Below are 25,482 nucleotides of genomic sequence, written 5' to 3'. Positions count from 1 at the left end.
TTCACGCCATCTTGTTGATGGGGAAGCTCTTCGCGTAGGCGTCGGCTTTTGCCGCGTCGAACTCCTTGCCCATGATCTTGAACTTGGGGTAAGCGCCTTCGGGCGTCGGCTGGCCGAGTTCCTTCATGTACTTCTTGGCGTCGGTGATCAAAAAGACTTTCTCGGCGATCTGCTTGTAGTTAACCTCGCCCTTGACGTAACCCCAGCGTTTCATCTGCGTGAGCATCCACACCGCCATCGACTGCCAGGGCATCGGGTCGAAATCGGCCCGGTCCGGCACGGTCTTGATGTTGCCCAGGCCGTCGGCGAACTTGCCGGTCAGCACCTGGTTCAGCACGGCTTCGGGCTGGTTCAGGTACTGTGCCGGGGCAATCACCTTGGCGATCAGTTCGCGGTTTTTCGGGTCGCGCGCCATGGCGGCGGCCGTCAGCACCGAGCGGTACAACGCGGCAAAGGTGTTGGGGTTCTTCTGGATGAACTCGGTGCTGGTGCCGAAGGCGCAGCAGGGGTGGCCGTTCCAGATGTCCTTGGTCAGCAGGTGGATGAAACCGACTTCTTCATAAACAGCACGCTGGTTGAACGGATCAGGGCCGAGGAAGCCGTCGATGTTGCCGGCGCGCAGATTGGCCACCATCTCGGCCGGCGGCACCACACGAAGCTGCACGTCGGTGTCGGGGTTCAGGCCGGCTTCGGCCAGGTAGTAACGCAGCAGGAAGTTGTGCATCGAGAACTCGAAGGGAATCGCGAACTTGAAGCCCTTCCAGTTCTTCGGGTCGCGGTTGTCCTTGTGTTTGAGCGCCATGGTGATGGCCTGGCCGTTGATGTTCTGGATGGTCGCCACATTCATGGGCGTGGCGTTGGAGCCCAGGCCCATGGAGATCGCCAGCGGCATCGGCGACAGGAAATGCGTCGCGTCGTATTCCTTGTTGATCATCTTGTCGCGGATCAGCGCCCAACCAGCGGTCTTGGTCACTTCGACATTGAGGCCCTGCTGTTTGTAAAAGCCCAGCGGGTGCGCCATGATCAGCGGCGTGGCGCAGGTGATCGGGATGAAACCGATCTTCAGGTTGGTTTTCTCCAGGGTGCCGGGTTTTTTGCCGGCGTCCTGCGCCATGGCCTGCATGGTGCCGACCGGCAGCACGCTGGCGATCGCTGCCATGGCCGTGCCCTTGCCGACGGCGCGCAGGAAGCGGCGGCGCACCTCGTCCTGCGGAAACAGGGCCTTGACCAGGGTGGCTTCAATGAAGGCGTTGGAGTAGGCCTCGAACTCGCTGGTCTGGCTGCGGCGGCGCAGCTCGATGGCGGCGCTGTCGGCGGCAACGGCGGCGTGGTGGTCGGCCAGCGTGTGGTCCTTGCCGCAGCTGCACTTGAGCATCAGGGGCTGGTCGGCGTCGTAAGGCGAGAAGTAGTCGGACATGGCGCGCACCTTTCAGTTGAAGATGCGGCTGTCTTGCAAGCAGCGGGCCACTTTGGCCGAAAGGGCGGTCTGCGCCGTTTTTCGCTGTTGATGGAATGACGGTGTGTAGGGCTGGCACTACAAAACCAGCACGGCCGGGTCGTCAGGAAGCCTTTGCGGGCAAGCGCGAGGGCATTGGAGGGGTTTTGTAAAGCGTCAGCAGTGTCGAGCTGGCACCGCTGTTTGCGTCGCTGCACCAAATTCGCGCAGGGCGCCGGCCGGCGCCCTGCTGCCGTTGCTTACGCCGGTGAGGAGATCTCGGCCAGCGACTGGCCGACGTCTTCCTCGTCCTGGCCCTTGACCGCGATATCGCCGATGGAAATGATGCCAACCAGGCGCTCCGACCCGTCCAGCACCGGCAGGCGGCGGATCTGGCTGGAGGCCATGTCCGCGAGGACCGTGTCCAGGTCGTCGGTTTCGCGGGCGGTGCGTACGTCGGTGCTCATCACCTTGGCCAGCGGCGTGTTGCCGTCCAGGCCTTGCGCCACGGCGCGCACCACGATGTCGCGGTCGGTCACCATGCCGAGCAGCTTGTCGCCCTCGCACACGGGAATCACGCCCACGTCGAGTTCGTCCATGGCCTTGGCGGCCTCGGCGACGGTGCTGGTGGGGGCGAGGGTCCGCACATTGCGGGTCATCACGTCGGTGACTGTGGTCATGAAATTCTCCTTGGGGTGCTGGTATTCAGGCGGCGGCGCCGGCTGCAACCAGCATGGAGTGCTGGGGGCGGCTTGTTCGTCAGCGGCCACCCAAGCGGCCGTAGGACAAGGCCGCGCGAAATTCAGCTGTCAGGCGCTGTCAGGAGTTGGCCGGTGCCTTGGCGTGGCGTTCGGCGTAAAGCGCGAGTTCCACGTCGTTTTTGGTGCCGGTTTTTTCGAGGATGCGCAGGCGGTAGGTGCTGACGGTGTTGGAGGCCAGGCCCAGCTGCGTGCCGATCTCGCCGACCGACTTGCCGGCCGTGAGCAGGCGGAACACCTGGTGCTCGCGGTGCGACAGGGCTTCGGCGCCGCTGCGCCCGCCGCTGCCGCCGACCGCGCTGGCCAGCGCCTCGGCGGTGACGGCCGAGACATACAGGCCGCCGGCCGCCACCTTGCGTACCGCGGCAATCATGTCGTCGGGGTTGGCGCTTTTGTTCAGGTAGCCGGCCGCGCCCAGCTTGATGCAGCGTACGGCGTACTGCTTTTCCGGGTAGGTGCTGAGCATCAGCACCGGCAGCTGCGGCCAGGCTTTTTTGAGCGCCTGCAGCACATCCATGCCGTCGCGGCCCGGCAGCGCAATGTCGAGCAGCACCGCAGCCAGCCCGGCGTGGCCGCCCAGCGCCTCGACCTTGGACAGGATGTCGGGGCCGGTCTCGGCTTCGGCGACGACGACAATCTCGGGTGCGTCGGCCAGCACCTGTTTCAGGCCCTCGCGCACGATGCGGTGGTCGTCACCGATCAGGATGTTCAGGGTGGTCATATTTGCTATGGTTTCAGTAGCTTGATGCGCAGGTGGAACAAGGACCCGAGCCCGATTTTGCTCGAAATTTCCAGGCTGCCGCCGAGGTGCCTGGCGCGTTCGCGCATGCCCATCACGCCATAGGCATTGGCCGCCTCGAAGGCGGCTGCGGCTGCGCCCTTGCCGTTGTCCTGCACGCGGATGCTGATCTCGCCGGCCGTGGCCAGGATGGTGATGGCGAGGTGGCTGGCCTGCGCATGGCGGCCGACGTTGCTGAGCATCTCCTGGAAGATGCGAAAAATCGCCATGGCCGAGGGTTCGGGCAGCGGCGCGGCTTGCTCCACGTCCATCTGCCAGTCGAGCGAAAGCTCGGCCGACTGCACAAACTCATGCGCCTGCCAGTCCAGCGCGGCCCACAGGCCCTGGTGGTCCAGGATGCTGGGGCGCAGGTCGGTGATGATGCGGCCCACGTTGTCCACCGCGGCCTCGATCAGCCGGCCCATGTTCTGGCACTTGTGGCGCATGGTGTCGCGCATGGCCTGCGCCGCCACCGGCTCGCGCTGCTGCTGCTCGGCGACGTAAGTCGACGATCCAAGGTCATCGAGGCGCTTGTCCAGCCAGCCCACGTCCATCTTCAGCGCCACCAGCAGGCTGCCGAGCTCGTCGTGCACCTCGCGCGCGATGCGGGTGCGCTCCTCCTCGCGCACGGTGTGGGTGTAGGCCGAGAGTTCGCGCAATTGCTGCAGCGCCTCGGACAGCGCCTGTGTGCGCTCACTGACGCGCTGCTCCAGCACGTCGTTGGCGTGGCGCAAGGCTTCCTCGGCCCGCTTGCGCGCCGAGATATCGACAAAGGTCACCACCGCGCCCTGCACCACGCCGCCATCGACGATGGGGTAGGACGAGTATTCAACCGCAAACGCGCTGCCGTCGCGCCGCCAGAACAGCTCGGTGTCGATGCGGCAGGGCAGCGCCATGCGAAAGGCGTTGAAGATGGGGCACAGGTGCTCGGGGTAGTGCGCACCGTCGGCATGGCTGTGGTGCGCCAGCTCGTGCATGTTTTTGCCCAACACCTCGGCCGGGGCAAAACCGAGCTGCTCGGCGCCGGCACGGTTGATGAAGGTGCAACAGCCGTCCATGTCGATGCCGAAAATGCCTTCGCCGGTGGATTCCAGCAATTGCGAGAGCTTGTCGCGCCAGACCGGTTGGTCGGCGCCAGGCAGGTGCACGGGTGCGGGCAGCGGGGCGGTTTCTGCAAACATGGCAGTTGATGAGCAAACATCGTGCCCAGCTTGGTGCGCGGTGCATCGCGGGCCTGGGCCACCGAGGCGCCAAATCGGTGCGTCGCCGGCCTGGGGCGCCGGATTGCCCCAAAACAGGTTGTTTTTGCGAATCCCTGTAAAGTCAGTGCTCCCTTCCAGAAAAGACCATGGCGCCGGTTTCCCCTTCCCTGACTCCTTTGTTGACCCCTTTGATGACCCGTGTGATGGCGGCCGGTCTGCTGCTGTTGCTCGCGGCGTGCAACCCGGTGTTCAACTGGCGCGAAGTGCGGCCGGACAACACCGCGCTGAGCCTGCTGCTGCCCTGCAAACCCGACAAGGCCCAGCGCAGCGTGCCGCTGGGCGGGCGGCCGACCGAGCTGGCCATGCTGGGCTGCGATGCCGGCGACGCCACGTTTGCCGTCGCGGTGGCCACGCTGGACGACGCGGCGCAAGCGGCGGCCGTGCTGGCCGGCTGGCAAACCGCCACGCTCGTCAACCTCAAGGCGGCCGGCGGCGGGCAAACCAGCCCGCTGACGCTGGCGGGCGCAGACGCGCTGCCGCCGGCGGTGCTGGTGCGAGCCAGCGGCCAGCGTGCCAACGGCCGGGCGGTGCAAAGCCAGGCGGCGTATTTTTCACAGGGGCGGCAGGTTTTTCAGGCGGTGATCTACGCCGACCAGATGGACCCCGAGGCGGCCGAAACCTTTTTTTCCAGCCTCAAGCTGGACGCCGGAACCCCCCGCTGATGGGCGCCGTTCGGGACGCCGGGCGCCTGCCGGCCGCCGCTGCCGCGTCCGGCCTTCTGAGCCGGCGCGCCGCCATCGTGGTGTTTCTGGCGTTTGCCGCGGCCTACTTCTGTTCGACGCTGGTGCGGGCCATCACGGCCACGCTGTCGCCGGTGCTGACGCAGGAGTTTTCATTGCATGCGCGCGATCTGGGGCTGCTGGCCGGCGGTTATTTTCTGGGTTTTGCGGTGACCCAGCTGCCGCTGGGCACCTGGCTGGACCGGCATGGGCCCAAACGCGTGATCCTGGGCTTTCTGAGCCTGGCGGTGCTGGCCTGCCTGGCGTTTTCCGCGGCCACCAGTTTCACTGCCTTGCTCATTGCCCGCGTGCTGCTGGGGATGGGCGTCAGCGCCTGCCTGATGGCGCCGCTGACCGGTTACCGCCGCTGGTTTGACGCCGGCACCCTGCTGCGCGCCAACTCCTGGATGTTGATGACCGGCTCGCTCGGCATGCTGGCGTCCACCCTGCCGGTGCAGTGGCTGATGCCGCTGACCGGCTGGCGCCCGCTGTTCTGGATTCTGGCGGCGCTGATTGTGTTGTCCATGGCGGCGATTGCCTGGGTGGTCCCGTCATGGAAGGTCGCTTCCGCGGTGGTGTCTCCCCATGTGTCGCATCAGCAGGCCAGTTACGCCCAGGTCTGGCGCAGCCGTTATTTCCAGAAAATGTCGCCGGTGGCCTTTTTCCACTATGGCGGCGTGATCGCGATGCAGACCCTGTGGGCCGGGCCGTGGATGGTCCGGGTGGCGGGCTACACGCCGCTGCAGGCGGCCACCGGCCTGTTCTGGATCAATGCCTGCATGCTGGTCACCTTCTGGGCCTGGGGGCTGGTCAACCCGTGGCTCGCGCAGCATGGCTGGAGCGCTAACCGCCTGATCACCTGGGGCGTGCCGGTCAGCCTGACGGTGCTCGTCGTCAATATCGCGGCCGGCCCGGCCACCGGCTGGGCCGGCTGGGCGCTGTTTTGCATGAGCTCCAGCGTGCTGGGGCTGGCCCAGCCGGCTGTGGGCATGGCGTTTCCGCAGGTGCTGGCCGGGCGCGCGCTGACCGCCTACAACCTGGTGATTTTTGCCGGCGTGTTTGTCATGCAGTGGGGCATCGGCCTGCTGATTGACGTTTTCCAGGCCATGGGGCTGGCCGACGTGGCCAGCTTCCAGGCGGCGCTGGCCGTGTTTTTGTGTTGTTGTCTCGCATCGTATGCCTTCTTCCACGGCGCCAAAGCAGACCCCACCCCCGATAATTCACCGCAATGAACGGCATTCTCATCATCGCCCACGCTCCGCTGGCTTCGGCCCTGCGGCAATGTGTTCTGCATGTTTTTCCCGACAACCCGGCCAGTGTGGCCGCGCTGGACGTGCAACCCAACATGCCACCCGAAGAGACCCTGGCGCAGGCGCGCATTGTGTTCAAGCAGATGGGCACCTCGCACGCGCTGGTGCTGGCCGACGTGTTTGGCGCCACGCCCTGCAACGTGGCGCAGAAGCTGGTTGATGGGGTGCACTCCAAGCTGATCACCGGCGTCAACCTGCCCATGCTGCTGCGCACCGTGTCCTACCGGCACGAGCCGCTGGACGCGCTGGTGGCCCGGGCGGTGATGGGCGGAACGCAGGGCGTGATGCAGGTGGCCATCACCGCACCGCAGAACCAGGTACGCAGAAACCATGATCAAGACCAGCACGACCATCAACAATAAACTGGGCCTGCACGCCCGCGCTTCGGCCAAGCTGACCAAGCTCGCCGGCAGCTTTCCCTGCGATATCTGGATCGCCAAGGGCGAGCGCCGCGTCAACGCCAAGAGCATCATGGGCGTGATGATGCTGGCCGCCGGCATCGGCAGCACCGTCGACATCGAAATCGACGGACCCGAGGAGCAGCAAGCCATGGCAGCGCTGCTGGCGCTCATCGCGGACAAGTTTGGCGAAGGGGAGTAAATGCCCCCACGGTCGCTCACTGCGTGTAGCTCCCTGCCCCCCGAGGGGGCCGCCCGCCTGCGGTCCGGCAAAGCCGGTTCCGCGGCTTGGACTGGCTTGAAAATTCCTTCATGCGGGGAGTGGGCGTTCCATGACCTTTAGCGTTCACGGTCTGGCTGTCTCGCGCGGGGTGGCGATAGGCCGCGCCGTGCTGGTGGCGTCGAGCCGGGCCGACGTGGCGCACTACTTCATCGAGGCTTCCAAGACGGTTGAAGAAATCCAGCGCCTGCGCGTGGCGCGCGATGCGGTGTCCGAGGAAATCACCCGGGTGCAGCGCGACCTGCCCAAGGACGCGCCGCATGAACTCTCCGCGTTGCTCGACGTCCACCTGATGCTGCTGCAGGACGAACAGCTGATCAGCGGCGTCAAGCACTGGATCGTCGACCGGCTCTACAACGCCGAATGGGCATTGACCACGCAGTACGAAATCATCGCGCGGCAGTTCGACGAGATGGAAGACGAGTACCTGCGCGAGCGCAAGGCCGACCTGGAGCAGGTGGTCGAACGCATCCTCGGGTTCATGAAGGGCGTGGCCTCGCCGGTGCTGCCGGCCGCGCAGTCCGCTGCGAAGCGGCTGCCGCGCCAGCAGGACCTGCTGCTGGACGACACCATGGACGTGCCGCTGGTGCTGATCGCGCACGACATCTCGCCGGCCGACATGCTGCAGTTCAAGCAAAGCCTGTTTGTCGGTTTTGCGACCGACGTGGGCGGCAAGACCTCGCACACCGCGATTGTGGCGCGCAGCCTGGACATTCCGGCGGTGGTCGGCGCGCGCAGTGCCAGCCAGCTGATCGAGCAGGACGACTGGGTCATCATCGACGGCGACGCCGGCGTGCTCATCGTCGATCCCTCACCCATCATCCTGGCCGAATACGGCTTCAAGCAGCGCCAGGGCGAACTCGAGCGCCAGCGCCTGAACCGGCTCAAACACACCCCCTCGCTGACGATTGACGGCCAGAAGGTCGAGCTGCTCGCCAACATCGAAATGCCCGACGACACCGCCGGCGCGGTGGCCGTGGGCGCGGTCGGCGTGGGCCTGTTCCGCAGCGAATTCCTCTTCATGGGCCGGCCCGGCAACCTGCCCGGCGAGCAGGAGCAGTACCTGGCTTACCGCAAGGCGATCGAAGGCATGCGGGGCCTGCCGGTGACGATTCGCACGGTGGACATCGGCTCGGACAAGCCGCTGGACAAGCTCGCGGGTCGGGTGCAGGACGGCCAGCTGAACCCGGCGCTGGGCCTGCGCGCCATCCGCTGGAGCCTGGCCGACCCGCCGATGTTCTTGACGCAGCTGCGCGCCATCCTGCGCGCGGCGGTGCACGGCCAGGTCAACCTGCTGGTGCCGATGCTGGCCCACGGCAGCGAAATCCGCCAGACCCTGTCGCTGATCGACCATGCACGCGCCGAACTCGACAACAAGGGCGTGGCCTATGGGCCGGTGCAGCTGGGCGCCATGATTGAAATACCGGCGGCCGCGCTGACGCTCAAGCTGTTCCTGAAGTACTTCGATTTCCTCTCGATAGGCACCAACGACCTGATCCAGTACACGCTGGCGATCGATCGCGCCGACGAAGCCGTCTCGCACCTGTACGACCCCTGCCACCCGGCGGTGCTGCGCCTGATTGCCGACACCATTGCCGAGTGCAATGCGCAGGGCAAGGGCGTCAGCGTCTGCGGCGAGATGGCCGGCGACACCAGCATGACACGGCTGCTGCTGGGCCTGGGCCTGCGCAGTTTTTCGATGCATCCCTCGCAGATCCTGGCGGTCAAGCAGCAGGTGCTGCGTGCCGACGCCAGCAAGCTCGCCCCCTGGGCTGCGCAGGTGCTGGCCTGTGAAGACCCGGCGTCCATGTTGCAGTCTATTTAGCTATTGAAATAATAGCTGTTGGCGCTTGTGGAGTATGGGCTGTGGCCTGTTTTTTCTTGAAGAAAGAGGCTGCGCCCGTGGACGCCGCCTTTGCCTCAACATGTCAGGTTCGCCTGCTGGCCGGAACTCGCCCCGGCCTGCTGCTGGCGGTGCGCGACTTCGGCCCGGGTGTGGATGCCGAACAGCTGGCGCGCTTGACCGAACCCTTCTACCGCACCGACAGCGCGCGCCAGCGCGCCACCGGCGGCGTGGGGCTGGGCATGTATTTGTGCCAGCTGGTGGCACAGGCGCATGGCAGCCGGCTGCAGGTGGACAATGCCGCGCCTGGTCTGTGCGTTCAGTTGCTATTGAAAGAATAGCTGCTCACGCAAGTTGGACAAGGGTCCAAGCCCTATTTTTCTCAATTCGATTCATTGAAGTGCTACAACCCCGTTCGCCCTGAGCTTGTCGAAGGGGTGTCACGGTGCAAACAGGCTTCGACCCTTCGACCAGCTCAGGACGGGACAGGCCAGGCTCAGCCCGAACGGTTAAGCAAACAGTATTGCTATTTGGTGCGTGTCCCGAGCAGGGCGGCGCCAATGATCATCGCCGCCGCCAGGCCAATGCTCCAGGTCAGCGCGCGGCCGCTGACCAGCATCAGCAGCGCGGTGGAGCCCAGCGGCGTGAGGTAACTCAGGATGCCGATTTGCCGCGCATCGCCGAGCTTGAGTGCCCGGTCCCAGAGAAAAAACGCCGCGCCCAGCGGGCCCAGCCCCATCACCGCGATCAAGGCTGCGTCGCGGCCCGACACTGCCACCGACGGCTCCAGCGCCCAATGGCACAGCAGCGACAGAAGTCCCGAGACCAGGCCGAACAGGCCGATGGCCGCAGTCGGGAACGCCGGCACGCGTTGGGTCAGCAGTGAATAACTGGCCCAGATGAAGGCCGAGCCCAGCGCCGGCAGGTAACCCCAGGCCCAGCCGCCGCCAGCGCTGCCGGTGCGGGCACCCAGAATGGCGACCGCGGCGCCGGCGAAACCGAGCAGCGCGGCCAGCACATGTGCGGCGCGCAGCTTCAGGCCGCGCAGGAACAGCGGCGCCAGCACCACCATGAACAGCGGCCACAGGTAATTGACCAGGTTGGCTTCGACCGGCGGCGCGTGGCGCAGGGCGATGAAGAGCAGGAAGTGGTAGCCGAACAGGCCGTACACGCCCAGCGCCAGCGTGGCCGGCGGAATGGCCCAGGCTCGCCTGTCCTTCCAGACAAAGGGCAGGGCCAGCAGGCTGCCCGTCAGCAGTGCAAGGCCGGTCAGCAGGAAGGGCGGGAGGTGCCGGAGCGACACGCCCAGCGAGGCGAGCAGGACCCACAGGGCGATGGCGCCCAGGGCATACAGATTGGCGGGCATGGGCGTCAGCGTTGATGGTTCATGGTGGGTGATGGGCGCGCATGGGGTTCAGCCCAGTGGCTTGAGCAGCTCCGCCACATCGCTCTCGGTAAACAGCGGCTGCTTGCGCGCCTGCGAGCCGCTGTACATGCTTTCGGCCAGCGTCGCCTTGCGCTCCTGCAGCGCCAGGATACGTTCTTCAATCGTGCCCTGGGCCACCAGCTTGTAAACAAAGACCTGGCTCTTTTGCCCGATGCGGTGGGCGCGGTCGGTGGCCTGGTTTTCCACCGCGGGGTTCCACCACGGGTCGTAATGAATCACGGTGTCGGCCTGCGGCAGGTTCAGGCCGACGCCACCGGCCTTGAGGCTGATGAGAAACAGCGGCACTGCGCCGGAGGTGAAGCGTTCAATCAGCGCTTCGCGCTTTTGCGACTGGCCGGTGAGCTTCACCCACGCCATGCCGCGCGCCTTGAGCTCATCCTCGATCAGCGTCAGCATGCTGGTGAAGCTCGAAAACAGCAGCACGCGCCGGCCTTCGGCCAGCATCTCCGGCAGCAGTTCCATCAGGTGTTCGAGCTTGGCCGACTGAGTGATCTTTTTGGCGGAAGCCAGCGACAGCAGGCGCGGGTCGCAGCAGACCTGGCGTAGCTTGAGCAGGGCGTCCAGAATCTGGATCTGGGACTTGGCCAGCCCCTTGCTGGCCAGCGCGTCGCGCACGGCTTTTTCGGTGCTCAGGCGTATGGTTTCGTAGAGGTCGGCCTGCTTGCCCGAGAGTTCGATGCTGGAGACGCTCTCGATCTTGTCGGGCAGCTCGGTCGCCACCTCGCGCTTCGTGCGCCGCAGCATGAAGGGCGTGATGCGGCGGCGCAACTGCTCGAGTCGCGCGCTGTCACCCTGCTTTTCGATGGGTGTGCGAAACAGTTCCTTGAAGCGCGTCTGACTACCGAGAAAGCCGGGCATCAGGAAGTGAAACAGACTCCACAACTCGCCCAGATGGTTTTCCATGGGCGTGCCCGACAGGCACAGGCGGTGGCGGGTCTGCAGTGCGCTGACCACTTGCGCGGCATGGGTGCTGGCATTCTTGATGTTTTGCGCCTCATCCAGCACCACCAGATGCCAGGGCTGCTCCAGCCAGCGTTCGCGGTCGCGCTGCAGCAGGGAGTAAGGCGCAATCACCAGGTCGTGCGAGCCCATGTCGCTGGCCGCGTCGTGGCGCTCCTTGCCGTGCAGCACCAAGCAGCGCAGTCCGGGGGTGAAGCGCCCGGCCTCGCGCCGCCAGTTGCCCATCAGGCTCACGGGCGCGACGATCAGGGCGGGGCGGGTGAGCCGGCCGGCTTCCTTTTCCACCAGCACATGGGCCAGTGTTTGCAGTGTTTTCCCCAGGCCCATGTCGTCGGCCAGGATGCCGCTCAGACCATGCTGGCGCAGGAACTGCAGCCAGTTCAGGCCCTGCTGCTGGTACGGGCGCAGGCTGGCCTGCAGGCCGGCGGGCACGGCCACCTCGGGCAACTGAACTTGGCCGCTGAGCTGCCGCACCGTGGCGCGCAGTGCTTCGGCACCCTCCCACACCGCGCCTTCGCCCAAGGCAGCGCTGGTGCGCAGCGCGTCCAGGCGCGAGAGCTTGAGGCTGTCGGCCGAAAAATTGTGCTCGCGGTCGCCCACCAGCTCCAGCAGCGCGGCCATCCAGGGCTTGAGCGCTTCGGTCGGCAGCCGGACAAAGCCCTGGCCGCCGGGCGCCGGCAGGTACACAAAGGGCGGCATGCCGGGCTGGCCGGTGGCGGGGTCGGTCGGGCTGGCGGCTGCGGCGGCAATCAGATCGGGCAGCCAGGGCAGGATGTTGTGGCGATGGCCGTCGATCTCCATGCCCAGCGATAGTTCAAACCACGGCGATGTGGGTTCGTCATCACCCTGAGGCTGCAACTGCACGCTGAGGCTGTCGGCATGGGTGATCCAGTGGGCCAGGGCGTCGTCCAGCGTGACTTCAAAGCCGGCCTCGCGCAGCACCGCAAATCCGTTGTCTGCCCAGTGCAGCCAGTCCTGCTGGGGCCCGCCGCCGGGGATGCCGAAGATGCCGCCGTCGGTGGCAAGGAGCCCCAGGTCAAACAGGCGGGTGATGGCGTCCAGCTCGGCTTTGGTGTCGCGCTGCAGCAGCACGCGCCCCTGGGGTCCGTCGACCAGCACGGCCGCGCCCTGGCCGGCCCACCAGCCACGATGGCCCTGGTAGTCAAAGCGCAGCTCGGCCTGGATCAGGCCCATGAAGCGGACATCTTCCGCCGCGTTGAGGCGCAGGTGCAGGCGGGCTGTGGGCGTGACGCCGCGAAGGGGCGTGAAGTCCTGCAGCACGGGCGGCAGGGGCAACGTGGGCAAGCTGCCCAGGTGTCCCACTACATCGACCTGGTGTTTCTGCAGGGCCGAGGTCCTGAGTGGCGGGGCTTTGAGCAGCACCGCCAACTGGGCCTCGGGAATGCCATGCGCATGGACTGCGCCGCACAGGCCTTGACTGGCATCGAGGTAAAGCGGCGGGCTGTTCAGGCACAGCGTGGCACCGACAGGGCTCAGCCTGGCGCGCAAGGCCCAGCCGGACCCGGTGGCTTGCGGGCCGGGTTGCTCCAGCCAGTGCCATTCCAGCGTGCGACTTGGCCCCCATTGAATAGCGGCGTCCGGGCCGCCGCGGCCGTCGTTCATGAACAGCCGCCCGGTGCTGGCCGCCTGCTGCAGCGCGATCAAGCCGGCCTGGCCGGCCAAGGTTACACGCGGGCTGACGCTGTAGGCTGAGTAAAAGTTGTCGCTGTTCGGCATGGCGCGCATGAGCTGCAGTACCTGCCGGTCCGCCTCGCTGGCCGAGTCGTACACAGTCTGCCCCGGGTGGGGCGGCGTCCGTATGGATTTGGGCTTGGCCCAGCCGCCGCTGACTTTGGGATAGGACACCACGGCTTCGAGTTGCAACCGTGGCGTGGCGTCGCCGACGACCGTCAGCAGGTACAGATACTGTTCGGGTCGGGCCTGTCCATCCGCCCTGGTTGCCTGGCCGCTGGCGCGGTCCAGCGCCTGCATCCAGTGCAGCAGCTGGGCCTCGGCTTCCTGCCGGGCTTTTTCTTCGGCGCGGGCCAGGGTCGCCTGGCGCAAGGCTTCTGCCTGTTCGGGGCGGAACGGAGCGGGCGCTGCGCCGCTGGCCAGCGCCGGACCCAGCAGTTGCAGGCCCTGGTAGGCCGCCTTGATCGTCAGAGCCACGCCGTGTTTGCAGTCGGTGCCTACCGGGCAGCTGCAGTCGCTGCGCCAGTCGTCCACCTGGCCATCAGGACGCAGAGCCATGTCGACAGAGACTTCATAGGGCGCGGGCTGGCTGCCCTGGACTTCACCCTGCAGCAGCCAGTGATTCTTCCGTGGCTCGATGGCCAGCTGCCGCACTTGCTGGCTGCGGTAGAGCAGCAGGCCGCGGGACCACGCGCCCGCGCCGCTCAGCCGCTCCAGTGAGTGCGGGTCGAACCAGAAGCCTTTTTTTATCGGGATGTTCTGCATCAAAGAGGGCGCTGGTCCCTGCTCACTGGGCGTCAATAGCTGTCAAATAAAGAGCGAGAGAGCCGAAAAAGCCGGACCTCAGTTTTTGGATGCCATGGCCAGTGCGTGTTCGGCCTGCTGGTCGGCGTGGTAGCTCGAACGCACCATGGCGCCGACGGCGGCGTGGGTGAAGCCCATCTTGTAGGCTTCCTGCTCGAACATCTTGAAGGTGTCGGGGTGCACATAACGGCGCACCGGCAGGTGGCTGGTCGAGGGCGCGAGGTACTGGCCGATGGTCAGCATGTCGATGTTGTGCGCGCGCATGTCGCGCATGACCTGCAAAATTTCTTCGTCGGTCTCGCCCAGGCCGACCATGATGCCGCTTTTGGTCGGCACGTCGGGGTGCAGGGCCTTGAACTTTTTCAGCAGGTTCAGGCTGAACTGGTAGTCCGAGCCGGGACGTGCTTCCTTGTACAGGCGCGGCGCGGTTTCCAGGTTGTGGTTCATCACGTCGGGCGGCGCGGCTTTCAAAATCTCCAGTGCGCGGTCGTCGCGGCCGCGGAAATCGGGCACCAGGATCTCGATGGTGGTCTGCGGCGACAGCGCGCGGATGCGCGTGATGCAGTCCACAAAATGCTGGCTGCCGCCGTCGCGCAGGTCGTCGCGGTCCACGCTGGTGATCACCACGTACTTGAGCTTGAGCGCGGCAATGGTCTTGGCCAGGTTCTCCGGCTCATTGACGTCCAGCGGGTCGGGCCGGCCGTGGCCGACGTCGCAGAACGGGCAGCGGCGCGTGCACTTGTCGCCCATGATCATGAAGGTGGCCGTGCCCTTGCCGAAACATTCGCCGATGTTGGGGCAGCTGGCCTCTTCGCACACCGTGTTGAGCTTGTTCTCGCGCAGGATCTGCTTGATCTCGTAAAAACGCGTGCTCGGGCTGCCCGCCTTGACGCGAATCCACTCGGGTTTTTTGAGCAGCTCGCCCTGCACCACCTTGACCGGAATGCGCGACAGCTTGGCCGCCGCCTTCTGCTTGGCCAGCGGGTTGTAGTCTTCCTGGCTCTGGATATCGCGAACAACAGGATTGACAGCTTCTGGGGTGCTCATGGTGTGCTTCTTTGGAGGTATGTGGTCAGGGCGTCAGGTAGGTGACGAGCTTGTGGCCCAGCACGTCCGCGGCCTCCTGCCAGCTGGCCGATACCCCGATTGTAGAAAGGTCTGTGGTTTGCAACCCCGCATACCCACAGGGGTTGATGCGCGAGAAGGGTTCGAGGTCCATCGCCACATTGAGCGCGACGCCGTGGTAGGTGCAGTGCCGGCTAACCTTGATGCCCAGCGCGGCGATCTTGCCCAGGCCGCGGAAAGGGTCACCCTCACCCCCGCCCTCTCCCGCTTGCGGGAGAGGGGGCTGTTCACTCCCTCTCCCGCAAGCGGGAGAGGGTCGGGGTGAGGGCTGCTGCAGGCGCGCATGCGAGAAGGGGTCGTCCAGGCGGACGTAGATGCCGGGCGAGCCCGTCACGCGGTGCCCGGTCACGCCGAAATGCCCCAGCGTCCGGATGACGGCCTCTTCGATGCGGTAGACATACTCCTTGACGAAATAGCCGGCGCGTTTCAGGTCAATCAGCGGGTAGGCCACCACCTGGCCCGGGCCGTGATAAGTGACCTGGCCACCCCGGTCGGTTTGCACCACCGGAATGTTGCCGGGGGCCAGCACATGGTCAGGCTTGCCGGCCAGCCCCTGCGTGTACACCGGTGGATGCTCACAAATCCATAGCTGGTCGCGCACGGCCTGATTGGGCTGGAGGCCGATTTGGCTTGAAGTGTCATGGCGGCTGGCGGTGAAGGCCTGCATGGCCGCATAGGTGGGCAGGTAGTCCACCTGGCCGAGCGGGCGCACATCAAAGGACATGGCAGGCCTCTGCAAGGTGGTGCTTTACAGCACCACCTTGACCATGGGGTGGGTCGACAGCGTGCGGTACAGCTCGTCGAGCTGTTCCCTGGAGGTGGCCATGATGGTGATGGTCACGCCCAGGTATTTGCCGCCCTTGCTTTCGCGCAGCTCGATGGTGGTCGCGTCAAACACCGGGTCGAACTCGCGCGCAATCACGCTGATGGCGTGCACCAGCCCGTCGACCTTTTCGCCCATGACCTTGATGGGAAACAGCGAGGGGTACTCGATCAGTGATTCCTGGCGCGGTGTTTCGGGGGGCGGGGTGTTCATGGTTGCTCCGTCTGCGCCTGTTTGGCGCGCTGGTAGGCCGCGTGCAGCTTCGCGTAAACCGGGCCGGGCTGGCCGCTGCCGATGCTTTTGCCGTCGAGCGAAGTGACGGCCAGCACCTCCTTGGTCGCCGACGACAGCAGCAGCTCGTCGGCGGCGAAAACTTCCTCGCGCTTGACCCGGCGCAGCTCAAACGGGATGCCGGCATCGCGGCAGATCTCCTCGATCAGGCCGTAACGAATGCCTTCGAGCACCAGGTTGTCCTTGGGCGGGCCCAGTACCTTGCCGCCCTGGACGACCCAGACGTTGCAGGCGGCCGCTTCGCTGAGGAAGCCGTCCCGGAACATCACGGTTTCCACGGCCCCTTCGTCGGCGCTGATTTGGCGGGCAAACACCGCGCCCAGCAAGCTGGTGCTCTTGATGTGGGCCTTGCTCCAGCGGAAGTCGTCGGCGGTGACGCAGGCCACGCCGTGCGCGCGCTGCTCGGGCGTTGGCGGCTTCATGGTGTTGGTCATGACAAACACGGTGGGTGCCAGGTCGGGCGGCATCACATGGTCGCGCAGCGCCACGCCGCGGGTGATCTGGATGTAGACCAGCTGGTCGGTTTTTTCCGGCGAGGTGCGCAGCTGCAACGCGTAGTCGGCGACCAGCTTGCGTGTGACCTCGCGCCATTGGGCGTGGGACAGCGGATTGGTGATGCGCACCTCCGCCAGGCTGCGGTCAAGGCGTGCCATGTGCTGGGCAAAGCGGAAGGGCTGGCCGGCATACACCGGCACCACTTCGTAGACGCCGTCACCGAAGATGAAGCCGCGGTCCATCACGCTGACCTTCGCGTCCCGCAGGGCGGTGAATTCGCCGTTGAGGTAGCACGGCGTGGCGGGCAGGGGCGTGATCGAGGCGGGGCTGGAAGTGCTCATCATGGCATTCAAAAAAGGGGTGGGGAGAGGATTGTCGCGCAGGCCGTGTTTCGCCCTGGTACTGCAGCACGGAAGTAGCGAAACAAAAATGAAAGTGATGACTTCGTGCCCAGGGCAAGGCGCAAGCCGCAGCGAAGGCTGTGCGCCTTCGCAAGGATTGCAACGCCGCCATGGGTGCGAAGGTGCGCTTTCATGTTTCGATATTTTCGGGTTGCAGTACTAACGGCCATGGCGCTGGATACGCCGCTTGAACCAGACGCGAAAGCGCCAGATGAGGTTGACCAGCACATAACCGCCGGCCGAGCCTGCGACGGAAAAAATGGCCATGCCGAGCACCGCCGGCCAGCCAAAGCGCTCCAGCCAGCCCACGACATTGAAGCCGGCACTGGCTGACGCTGCTTCCAGCGCCGCGCTGCCGGCTTCCACCTCGTCGGGTGAGATCCCCAGGATCAGGCTGCCCAGCTTGTACGCCAGCCAGAGCCAGAAGCCGATGGTGAATGGATTCGTGATCAGTGTCACGCCGGCGGCCACCGGGATGTTGCCGCGCCACCAGATGCAGTGGACGGCGGCCACCAGAATCTGGGCGACAGGCAGTGCAAATGCCCAGAACATGCCGATGGCGACGCCGCGGGCCACGGCCTCGTGCTGCACATGCCACAGCCCGGGTTCGCTCAGGTGATGCGCCACCGGCTTGAGCCAAGAGTGGGCCGCCAGCGTCTCGCGGCTGATTCCTTTGGTGAAGCGGTCCGTCCACGAGGGTGTTGGCGGGTTTCTTTTTTTTCGTGTGCTCATGGCCGCGCCCTGGCCCGAGGACAGTGTGTTTCGTCCATCGGCATCACGCTGGCTGCCCGCATCGTCAGGCCCAGAAAATCACGGCCGCAATGGCCAGGGTGCCGAGTACCAGGTTGCTCATGGCCAGGGTGGCGATCTGGCCCACACGGCGCCCGCCTTCGGGCCAGTCCGCGGCAGCCACGGCCAGTTTCAGACGCCGGTAGGGACCAAAATAAAGATGGCCGAACAGGGCGAACATCAGCAGGCCGATGCCGAACATCAGGTGCCAACCCAGCGGCGCGTTTTTCATGCCGACAGCCAGCAGCATGGCCAGTCCGGTGAGCAGCAGCAGTGCAATGGCGGGCCAAACCAGCAGAAAAAACTTCTGCAAGACCAGGGCGATCAACGGCAGGCGCTGCGGTGGCGCCAGTTGCGCGGCGGCGGCAGGCCGCAGCGCAAAGAGCATGAAGCTGATGCCGCCGAGCCACACGATGGCGGCGGCGATATGGAGGAATTTCATCAAGGCAGGCATGCGAGGGGCTTTCAAAAAGGCGTGCTGCAAGAGCGGAGAGGTCCCGTCTATGGAGGGACCTGCAGCGGCCGGAAAACGGATTGTCGCCTGCAAAACGTCCCCCTGCGGACCGCGCGGCCATGCCTCCCGCCACAGTTTGGTGCAGGGACTTTCCGGAGCGGGCGGGTTTCTACGTATAATCAAGGGCTTTGCTAATAACCGGCCTGTAACCTGCTCGTAATTTGTGATGGTCAAAATGACAGATTCGGTGGTTCTTCCGTTGGCAAAGGTTCCGACTCAGGTAACTGAGGCGGGTGAGGAAAATTTCAAGCCGCTGACGCGCGAAGAAGCGCAGAAGCTGCGCGAAGCCAGTCCTTCGCTGTCGCCCTGGTGGGTGGTGGCCGGGCAACTGGTGGCCGGAGTCCTGGTGGCCTGTGTTGCCTGGGCTTTGACCGGAAGACAAAACGTGGCCTGGTCGGCGTTCTACGGCGCGCTGGCGGTGGTGCTCCCCGCGGCGCTTTTTGTGCGCGGGCTGACCAGCAAGGTGTCTTCCATGAATGCGGGCGCTGCGGTGCTCGGGTTCTTTTTATGGGAAATGGTCAAGATAGGCCTGACGATCGCGATGTTGTTCGCGGCGCCGCGGCTGATTGAAGATTTGAGCTGGCCTGCCATGTTGGCGGGCCTGATAGTGACGATGAAAGTGTATTGGGGTGTGCTCTGGTTCAAGCCCAAGCGCCCCGGTATCCACCCAACTTAACGAGACGAGTAGCTAGATGGCTTCTGCAAACGGACCTACCGCCGGCGAATACATTGGTCACCACCTGACCCATTGGCAAAACAAGCCAATGAGTGGTGTCATTGACTTCTCGGTGTACAACCTCGACTCCATCATTTGGGCGCTGCTGCTGGGCGTGGTTGGCAGCTTCTTCCTATGGAAGGCTGCGCGCGCCGCGACCGCCGGCGTGCCGGGCCGCTTCCAGGCTGCCGTGGAGATCTTGGTCGAGATGGTCGACAGCCAAGCCAAGGGCATCATCAACAATGCGCAAAGCCGCAAGCTGGTGGCGCCGATGGCGCTGACCGTGTTTGTCTGGATTTTCCTGATGAATGCCATGGACTTGCTGCCCGTTGACCTGCTGCCCAAAATCTGGGAGCTGGTGTTTGCGGCGACCGGCCATGATCCGCACCATGCCTACATGCGCGTCGTGCCGACCGCCGACCTCTCCGTCACCCTGGGCCTGTCGGTCTCCGTGCTGCTGATCTGCATTTTCTACAACATCAAGATCAAGGGTTTTGGTGGCTGGCTCCATGAAATGGTCAGTGCGCCGTTTGGCGGGCATCCCATCCTGTGGCCTTTCAATTTCGTGTTCCAGATCATCGAGTTCATTGCCAAGACCGTGTCGCACGGCATGCGACTGTTCGGCAACATGTATGCCGGCGAACTGGTCTTCATGCTGATCGCCCTGATGGGGGGTGCTGCCGCCATGTCGCTGCCGGGCATCCTGCTGCCGATCGGCCATGTCCTGGCCGGCACCGTGTGGGCCATCTTCCACATCCTGATCATCACCTTGCAGGCCTTCATCTTCATGATGTTGACCCTGGTGTATGTGGGCCAGGCCCACGATCATCACTAAGTTTGTCAGTCTGGTTTTTCTTTCTTTTGTTTGTTAGTTAACTTAAATCCATAGGAGCTTTAAATGGAAAACGTTCTCGGTCTCGTCGCATTGGCCGCTGGCCTGATCATTGGCCTGGGCGCTGTCGGCGCATGTATCGGCATCGGCATCATGGGCAGCAAATACCTCGAAGCTGCTGCTCGCCAGCCTGAGCTGATGAATGAACTGCAAACCAAGATGTTCCTGCTCGCAGGTCTGATCGACGCCGCTTTCCTGATCGGTGTCGGTATCGCGATGATGTTCGCGTTTGCCAACCCCTTTGTGCTGAAGTAATCGTCACAACCCCGACAGAAAGGCGTTGCCGTGAGTATTAATGCAACCCTGTTCGTCCAGGCGATTGTTTTCGCGATCCTGGTGTGGTTCACAATGAAGTTTGTGTGGCCGCCCATTACGAAAGCGCTGGACGAGCGTGCCCAAAAAATCGCTGAAGGCCTCGCTGCCGCCGACAAGGCCAAGTCCGAACTCTCCGTTGCCAACAAGCGCGTGGAAGAAGAGCTTGCCAAGTCGCGCAATGAGTCGGCCGTGCGCCTGGCTGAAGCGGAGCGCCGCGCCCAGTCCATGATCGAAGAGGCCAAGGCCAAGGCTGCGGAAGAAGGCAGCAAGATCATTGCCGCTGCCAAGGTCGAGGCCGAGCAGCAAACCGTCAAGGCCCGTGAGACCCTGCGTGAGCAGGTCGCCGCACTGGCTGTCAAGGGTGCCGAGCAGATTCTGCGCAAGGAAGTCAATGCCGGTGTGCATGCTGACTTGCTGGGCCGCTTGAAGACCGAGCTTTGAGAGGGGTGTCACCATGGCCGAACTAGCCACCATTGCCCGTCCCTATGCTGAAGCCCTGTTCAAGGCCTCCGGGTCTGACCTGGGCGGCACCTCGACCTGGCTCGATGAGCTGGCGGCCGTAGCCAGCAATGTCCAGTTGCAGCAGTTTGCCGGCAACCCCAGCGTGACGGCATCGCAGACGTTCGACGTGATCGCCGGTGTTGTCAAGGCGACGCTGCCGGAAGCTGCGAAAAACTTCCTGCGTGCCGTGATTGACAACGGCCGCATCAGCGTTCTGCCGGAAATTGCCAGCCAGTTCCGTGCATTGAAAAATGCGAAGAGCGGTTCGTCCGATGCCACCGTGTACAGCGCCTTTGCGCTCGAGGGTGCTGCACTGGCCGATCTGGCTGCGACGCTGGAGAAGCGCTTTGGCCGCAAGCTCAACCTCACGGTTGAACTGGAGCCGGCCCTGATCGGCGGCGTGCGTGTCGTGGTGGGTGACGAGGTGCTGGACACCTCGGTGAAAGCCCGTTTAGAGCAAATGAAAGTGGCGCTGATTTCTTGAGCTGGCGCCAAGGCGCAGCACCCAGGTTTTTAGCCAACAACATAGAAAGAAGGAAAGAGTCATGCAACTCAATCCCGCAGAAATTTCTGAACTGATCAAGAGCCGTATCGAAGGCTTGACTGTCAGTGCCGACATCCGTAACCAGGGTACCGTTGTGTCGGTGTCCGACGGCATCGTCCGCGTCCATGGCCTGTCCGATGTGATGCAGGGCGAGATGCTGGAATTTCCTCCCACGGCGGACGGCACGCCCACCTACGGCCTGGCGCTGAACCTTGAGCGCGACTCGGTCGGCTCGGTGATCCTGGGTGAATACGAACACATCGCCGAAGGCGACACCGTCAAGTGCACGGGTCGCATTCTGGAAGTGCCGGTCGGTCCCGAGCTGCTTGGCCGCGTGGTCAACGCCCTCGGCCAGCCCATCGACGGCAAGGGTCCGATCAACGCCAAGATGACCGACGTGATCGAAAAGGTCGCACCGGGCGTGATTGCCCGCAAATCGGTGGACCAGCCCCTGCAGACCGGCCTGAAGTCCATTGACTCCATGGTGCCCGTCGGCCGCGGCCAGCGCGAACTGATCATCGGCGACCGCCAGACCGGTAAAACGGCTGTGGCGATTGACGCCATCATCAACCAGAAGGGCCAGGGCGTCTCCTGCGTTTATGTTGCGATTGGCCAGAAAGCCTCGTCGATCAAGAACGTGGTGCGTTCGCTGGAGCAAGCCGGCGCGATGGACTACACCATCGTCGTGGCGGCCTCCGCTTCCGAATCGGCGGCCATGCAGTACGTCAGCGCCTACTCCGGCTGCACCATGGGCGAGTACTTCCGCGACCGCGGCCAGGACGCGCTGATTGTGTATGACGACCTGTCCAAGCAGGCCGTGGCTTACCGCCAGGTCTCGCTGCTGCTGCGCCGTCCGCCAGGCCGCGAAGCCTATCCCGGCGACGTGTTCTATCTCCACAGCCGTCTGCTCGAGCGCGCTGCCCGCGTGAACGAAAAATACGTCGAAGACTTCACCAAGGGTGAAGTCAAGGGCAAGACCGGTTCGCTGACGGCCCTGCCGATCATCGAGACGCAAGCCGGCGACGTGTCTGCCTTCGTGCCGACCAACGTGATCTCGATCACCGACGGCCAGATCTTCCTGGAAACCAGCCTGTTCAACGCCGGTATCCGCCCCGCCATCAACGCCGGTATCTCGGTGTCGCGCGTCGGTGGTGCTGCCCAGACCAAGCTGATCAAGAACCTGTCCGGCGGTATCCGTACCGATCTGGCCCAGTACCGTGAGCTGGCTGCGTTTGCGCAGTTCGCTTCCGACCTGGACGAAGCCACCCGCAAGCAGCTGGACCGCGGTGCCCGCGTGACGGAACTGCTCAAGCAGGCGCAGTACTCGCCTTTGACCATCTCCAACATGGCCTCGACACTGTTCGCAGTGAACAAGGGCTTCATGGACGATGTCGAGGTCAAGAAGGTTCTGGCGTTTGAAGCCGGCCTGCACAGCTACCTCAAGGACAAGCACGCTGCACTGATGGCCAAGCTCGAAGCGGCCAAGGCGATGGACAAGGACGCCGAGGCGGAGATGACCACGGCCGTGGCTGCGTTCAAGAAGTCGTTTGCCTGATTCGGACCTGAAGACATCCAAGCCCAGAGCTTAGAAACCATTTAGGAAACAATATGGCGGCAGGAAAAGAGATACGCGGCAAGATCAAGTCGGTGGAAAACACCCGCAAGATCACCAAAGCCATGGAAATGGTGGCGGCCTCCAAAATGCGCAAGGCGCAGGAACGGATGCGCTCTGCCCGACCTTACAGTGACAAGATTCGCAACATCACGGCCAATCTGGCCCAGGCCAATCCCGAGTACACCCACGCCTTCATGCAGGCCAACGATGCCAAGGCCGGCGGCTTCATCGTGGTCACGACCGACAAGGGCCTGTGCGGCGGCTTGAACACCAACCTGCTGCGGCAGGTCACGGTCAAGCTCAAGGAAATGCAGGCCGCGGGTCAGGGCATCCAGTCGGTGGCCATCGGCAACAAGGGCCTGGGCTTTCTGAACCGGATCGGCGCGCAGGTGGTGTCGCATGCGACGCAGCTGGGCGACAAACCCCATCTGGACAAGCTGATCGGGCCGGTCAAGGTGCTGCTGGACGCGTACAGCGAGGGCAAGATCAATGCGGTTTACCTTTGCTACACACGCTTCATCAACACCATGCGCCAGGAGCCCGTGGTCGAGCAGTTGCTGCCGCTGACGGCAGACCGGCTGCAGGCTGACAAGGATCAGCACGGCTGGGACTACATCTATGAGCCTGATGCACAGACGGTCATTGACGACCTGCTGGTCCGTTACGTCGAGGCGCTGGTTTACCAGGCGGTCGCCGAAAACATGGCATCCGAGCAGTCGGCCCGCATGGTGGCCATGAAGGCCGCCACGGACAACGCCGGCAGCGTGATTGGCGAACTCAAATTGGTTTACAACAAAACGCGTCAAGCGGCGATCACGAAAGAACTTTCGGAAATCGTCGCCGGTGCCGCAGCGGTTTAAACCGCGATTCAAGATTTAAAGAACGGAAAAGGACTCAATCATGGCTCAGGCTCAAGGCAAGATTGTTCAGTGTATTGGCGCTGTGGTGGACGTGGAATTTGCGCGCGACCAGATGCCCAAGATCTATGACGCGCTCAAGATGGAAGGCTCCGCGCTGACGCTGGAAGTCCAGCAGCAGCTCGGTGATGGCATCGTGCGCACCATTGCGCTGGGTACCTCGGACGGCCTGCGCCGCGGCAACGTGGTGTACAACACCGGCGCCCAGATCACCGTTCCCGTGGGCAAGGCCACACTGGGCCGCATCATGGACGTGCTCGGTGCGCCAATTGACGAGCGTGGCCCCGTCAGCCAGGAACTCACTGCCCCGATTCACCGCAAGGCCCCGGCCTACGACGAGCTGAGCCCTTCGCAGGAACTGCTGGAAACCGGCATCAAGGTGATCGACCTGGTGTGTCCGTTTGCCAAGGGCGGCAAGGTCGGCCTGTTCGGCGGCGCCGGCGTCGGCAAGACCGTGAACATGATGGAACTGATCAACAACATCGCCAAGGCGCACTCGGGTCTGTCCGTGTTTGCCGGTGTGGGTGAACGTACCCGCGAAGGCAATGACTTCTACCACGAGATGGCCGACTCCGGCGTCGTGAATCTCGAGAACCTCGGCGAGTCCAAGGTCGCGATGGTGTACGGCCAGATGAACGAGCCCCCAGGCAACCGTCTGCGCGTGGCGCTGACCGGCCTGACGATTGCCGAGTCCTTCCGTGACGAAGGCCGCGACGTGCTGTTCTTCGTGGACAACATCTACCGCTACACGCTGGCCGGTACCGAAGTGTCCGCGCTGCTGGGCCGCATGCCTTCCGCCGTGGGTTACCAGCCGACGCTGGCTGAGGAAATGGGCCGCCTGCAGGAGCGTATTACCTCCACCAAGGTCGGCTCCATCACTTCCATCCAGGCCGTTTACGTGCCAGCCGATGACTTGACCGATCCGTCGCCAGCGACCACCTTTGCCCACCTGGACTCCACCGTGGTGCTTTCGCGTGACATCGCTTCGCTGGGTATCTACCCTGCGGTGGACCCACTCGATTCGACCAGCCGCCAGCTCGACCCCAACGTCGTTGGTGAAGACCACTACGCCACGGCCCGTGCCGTGCAGGGCACGCTGCAGCGCTACAAGGAATTGCGCGACATCATCGCGATTCTGGGCATGGACGAACTGGCCCCGGAAGACAAGCTGGCCGTGGCCCGTGCTCGCAAGATCCAGCGTTTCCTGTCGCAGCCTTTCCACGTGGCTGAAGTGTTCACCGGTTCGCCCGGCAAGTACGTGTCCCTGGCTGAAACCATTCGCGGCTTCAAGATGATCGTGGCCGGCGAGTGTGATCACCTGCCGGAACAGGCTTTCTACATGGTCGGCACGATTGACGAGGCGTTCGAGAAGGCCAAGAAGGTCTAAGCGATGGACACCTCACACACCATCCATGTCGATGTTGTCAGCGCGGAAGAGTCCATCTTTTCCGGCGAGGCCAAATTCGTGGCTTTGCCGGGCGAGGCGGGCGAGCTGGGTATCTACCCACGCCACACGCCGCTGATCACCCGGATCAAGCCCGGTGCTGTGCGTATTGAAAAGGCCGATGGTTCGGAAGAGTTTGTTTTCGTGGCCGGCGGCCTGCTCGAAGTGCAGCCCCACTGTGTCACGGTGCTGTCCGACACCGCCATCCGCGGCAAGGACCTCGACGAAGCCAAGGCCTCCGCCGCCAAGGCCTCTGCAGAGGAAGCGCTGAAAAACGCCAAGACCGATATTGATATCGCGATGGCCCAGTCCGAGCTGGCCGTGATGGCCGCGCAGATTGCGGCCCTGCGCAAGTTCCGCCAGAAAAAATAAGCGGAATTGCCCCCGCTTATTTTTTCTGGCGGAACTTGCGCAG

At 64.1% G+C, this 25,482-nt stretch carries 27 protein-coding genes; 15 read left to right on the top strand and 12 right to left on the bottom strand.

From position 1 onward, the window contains the following. Window position 1: 1 nt before the first annotated feature. The 4 genes from B7G52_RS17400 to B7G52_RS17385 all read right to left on the bottom strand — a co-directional run bounded on the left by B7G52_RS17400 (window position 2) and on the right by B7G52_RS17385 (window position 4,152). A complete protein-coding gene (locus B7G52_RS17400) occupies window positions 2-1,417 on the bottom strand; it encodes a CmpA/NrtA family ABC transporter substrate-binding protein (protein WP_096698803.1) in 1,416 nt (471 codons plus the stop codon). A 278-nt stretch (window positions 1,418-1,695) separates the two neighbouring features. Continuing rightward, the gene (locus B7G52_RS17395) at window positions 1,696-2,115 is read right to left on the bottom strand and encodes a CBS domain-containing protein (RefSeq protein WP_096698824.1); all 420 of its coding nucleotides are present in this window, start codon (window positions 2,113-2,115) and stop codon (window positions 1,696-1,698) included. A 139-nt stretch (window positions 2,116-2,254) separates the two neighbouring features. Next, the gene (locus B7G52_RS17390; protein ID WP_096698802.1) at window positions 2,255-2,914 is read right to left on the bottom strand and encodes a response regulator transcription factor; all 660 of its coding nucleotides are present in this window, start codon (window positions 2,912-2,914) and stop codon (window positions 2,255-2,257) included. A 5-nt stretch (window positions 2,915-2,919) separates the two neighbouring features. Then, on the bottom strand, window positions 2,920-4,152 hold the full coding sequence (locus B7G52_RS17385; RefSeq protein ID WP_096698801.1) for a PAS domain-containing sensor histidine kinase: 1,233 nt from the start codon (window positions 4,150-4,152) through the stop codon (window positions 2,920-2,922). A 212-nt stretch (window positions 4,153-4,364) separates the two neighbouring features. Between B7G52_RS17385 and B7G52_RS17380 the strand changes: the two genes are divergently transcribed. From B7G52_RS17380 to B7G52_RS24165, 6 genes are all read left to right on the top strand, one after another. Continuing rightward, window positions 4,365-4,895, top strand: coding sequence for a hypothetical protein (locus tag B7G52_RS17380; RefSeq protein WP_096698800.1), 531 nt, complete (start codon window positions 4,365-4,367; stop codon window positions 4,893-4,895). Further along, window positions 4,895-6,184, top strand: coding sequence for an MFS transporter (locus tag B7G52_RS17375; RefSeq protein WP_096698799.1), 1,290 nt, complete (start codon window positions 4,895-4,897; stop codon window positions 6,182-6,184). The genes B7G52_RS17380 and B7G52_RS17375 overlap by 1 nt, the downstream gene beginning before the upstream one ends. Next, window positions 6,181-6,624 (top strand): PTS sugar transporter subunit IIA, encoded by a 444-nt coding sequence (locus B7G52_RS17370; protein ID WP_096671163.1) that lies wholly within the window; start codon window positions 6,181-6,183, stop codon window positions 6,622-6,624. Before B7G52_RS17375 ends, B7G52_RS17370 begins: the two co-directional genes overlap by 4 nt. Then, complete coding sequence (locus B7G52_RS17365) at window positions 6,593-6,862, top strand: HPr family phosphocarrier protein (protein ID WP_096671165.1); 270 nt, start codon at window positions 6,593-6,595, stop codon at window positions 6,860-6,862. The genes B7G52_RS17370 and B7G52_RS17365 overlap by 32 nt, the downstream gene beginning before the upstream one ends. Window positions 6,863-6,992: 130 nt before the next feature. Further along, on the top strand, window positions 6,993-8,765 hold the full coding sequence (gene ptsP / locus B7G52_RS17360; RefSeq protein ID WP_096698798.1) for a phosphoenolpyruvate--protein phosphotransferase: 1,773 nt from the start codon (window positions 6,993-6,995) through the stop codon (window positions 8,763-8,765). A 41-nt stretch (window positions 8,766-8,806) separates the two neighbouring features. Further along, window positions 8,807-9,124 carry an ATP-binding protein gene (locus B7G52_RS24165; protein WP_256387734.1) on the top strand — a complete coding sequence of 106 codons (318 nt, stop codon included), beginning with the start codon at window positions 8,807-8,809 and terminating at the stop codon, window positions 9,122-9,124. A gap of 185 nt (window positions 9,125-9,309) precedes the next feature. Here B7G52_RS24165 and B7G52_RS17350 read toward each other — a convergent pair whose 3' ends face one another. From B7G52_RS17350 to B7G52_RS17315, 8 genes are all read right to left on the bottom strand, one after another. Continuing rightward, a complete protein-coding gene (locus B7G52_RS17350) occupies window positions 9,310-10,149 on the bottom strand; it encodes a DMT family transporter (protein ID WP_096698796.1) in 840 nt (279 codons plus the stop codon). 48 nt (window positions 10,150-10,197) lie between these two features. Continuing rightward, window positions 10,198-13,647: a DEAD/DEAH box helicase gene (locus B7G52_RS17345; RefSeq protein WP_096698795.1), complete on the bottom strand. Its 3,450-nt coding sequence runs from the start codon at window positions 13,645-13,647 to the stop codon at window positions 10,198-10,200. A gap of 78 nt (window positions 13,648-13,725) precedes the next feature. Next, on the bottom strand, window positions 13,726-14,733 hold the full coding sequence (gene lipA, locus B7G52_RS17340) for a lipoyl synthase (RefSeq protein ID WP_096698794.1): 1,008 nt from the start codon (window positions 14,731-14,733) through the stop codon (window positions 13,726-13,728). A gap of 25 nt (window positions 14,734-14,758) precedes the next feature. Further along, window positions 14,759-15,535 (bottom strand): lipoyl(octanoyl) transferase LipB, encoded by a 777-nt coding sequence (gene lipB, locus B7G52_RS17335; protein ID WP_096698793.1) that lies wholly within the window; start codon window positions 15,533-15,535, stop codon window positions 14,759-14,761. A gap of 24 nt (window positions 15,536-15,559) precedes the next feature. After that, window positions 15,560-15,847 carry a YbeD family protein gene (locus tag B7G52_RS17330; RefSeq protein ID WP_096698792.1) on the bottom strand — a complete coding sequence of 96 codons (288 nt, stop codon included), beginning with the start codon at window positions 15,845-15,847 and terminating at the stop codon, window positions 15,560-15,562. Beyond that, window positions 15,844-16,761 carry a D-amino acid aminotransferase gene (locus tag B7G52_RS17325; RefSeq protein ID WP_096698823.1) on the bottom strand — a complete coding sequence of 306 codons (918 nt, stop codon included), beginning with the start codon at window positions 16,759-16,761 and terminating at the stop codon, window positions 15,844-15,846. Before B7G52_RS17325 ends, B7G52_RS17330 begins: the two co-directional genes overlap by 4 nt. 219 nt (window positions 16,762-16,980) lie before the next feature. After that, window positions 16,981-17,553, bottom strand: coding sequence for a DUF2062 domain-containing protein (locus B7G52_RS17320; protein WP_096698791.1), 573 nt, complete (start codon window positions 17,551-17,553; stop codon window positions 16,981-16,983). 64 nt (window positions 17,554-17,617) lie between these two features. Next, window positions 17,618-18,052 (bottom strand): CopD family protein, encoded by a 435-nt coding sequence (locus B7G52_RS17315; RefSeq protein ID WP_371329034.1) that lies wholly within the window; start codon window positions 18,050-18,052, stop codon window positions 17,618-17,620. Between the two features lie 247 nt (window positions 18,053-18,299). On the opposite strand from B7G52_RS17315, the gene B7G52_RS17310 reads away from it, so the two are divergent. The 9 genes from B7G52_RS17310 to B7G52_RS17270 all read left to right on the top strand — a co-directional run bounded on the left by B7G52_RS17310 (window position 18,300) and on the right by B7G52_RS17270 (window position 25,439). Then, complete coding sequence (locus B7G52_RS17310) at window positions 18,300-18,800, top strand: ATP synthase subunit I (protein WP_096698822.1); 501 nt, start codon at window positions 18,300-18,302, stop codon at window positions 18,798-18,800. Between the two features lie 16 nt (window positions 18,801-18,816). Further along, the gene (atpB, locus tag B7G52_RS17305; protein ID WP_096698789.1) at window positions 18,817-19,674 is read left to right on the top strand and encodes a F0F1 ATP synthase subunit A; all 858 of its coding nucleotides are present in this window, start codon (window positions 18,817-18,819) and stop codon (window positions 19,672-19,674) included. Between the two features lie 63 nt (window positions 19,675-19,737). Further along, on the top strand, window positions 19,738-19,986 hold the full coding sequence (gene atpE / locus B7G52_RS17300; protein ID WP_096668784.1) for a F0F1 ATP synthase subunit C: 249 nt from the start codon (window positions 19,738-19,740) through the stop codon (window positions 19,984-19,986). 30 nt (window positions 19,987-20,016) lie between these two features. Continuing rightward, a complete protein-coding gene (locus tag B7G52_RS17295; protein WP_096698788.1) occupies window positions 20,017-20,487 on the top strand; it encodes a F0F1 ATP synthase subunit B in 471 nt (156 codons plus the stop codon). 13 nt (window positions 20,488-20,500) lie between these two features. Beyond that, window positions 20,501-21,031: a F0F1 ATP synthase subunit delta gene (locus tag B7G52_RS17290; protein ID WP_096698787.1), complete on the top strand. Its 531-nt coding sequence runs from the start codon at window positions 20,501-20,503 to the stop codon at window positions 21,029-21,031. Between the two features lie 61 nt (window positions 21,032-21,092). Then, the gene (gene atpA, locus B7G52_RS17285) at window positions 21,093-22,646 is read left to right on the top strand and encodes a F0F1 ATP synthase subunit alpha (RefSeq protein WP_096698786.1); all 1,554 of its coding nucleotides are present in this window, start codon (window positions 21,093-21,095) and stop codon (window positions 22,644-22,646) included. Between the two features lie 53 nt (window positions 22,647-22,699). Further along, entirely contained in the window at window positions 22,700-23,566 is an 867-nt protein-coding gene (gene atpG, locus B7G52_RS17280; protein WP_096698785.1) for a F0F1 ATP synthase subunit gamma, read from the top strand. 40 nt (window positions 23,567-23,606) lie between these two features. Then, window positions 23,607-25,010, top strand: coding sequence for a F0F1 ATP synthase subunit beta (gene atpD / locus B7G52_RS17275; RefSeq protein ID WP_096698784.1), 1,404 nt, complete (start codon window positions 23,607-23,609; stop codon window positions 25,008-25,010). 3 nt (window positions 25,011-25,013) lie between these two features. Continuing rightward, complete coding sequence (locus B7G52_RS17270; RefSeq protein ID WP_096698783.1) at window positions 25,014-25,439, top strand: F0F1 ATP synthase subunit epsilon; 426 nt, start codon at window positions 25,014-25,016, stop codon at window positions 25,437-25,439. Window positions 25,440-25,482: the final 43 nt, after the last annotated feature.

It is taken from the genome of Polaromonas sp. AER18D-145 (assembly GCF_002379095.1).
Classification (GTDB): domain Bacteria; phylum Pseudomonadota; class Gammaproteobacteria; order Burkholderiales; family Burkholderiaceae_C; genus Polaromonas.
The sequence above is the reverse complement of the archived record's forward strand: the minus strand, read 5'-3'. Positions and strand labels throughout refer to the sequence as shown.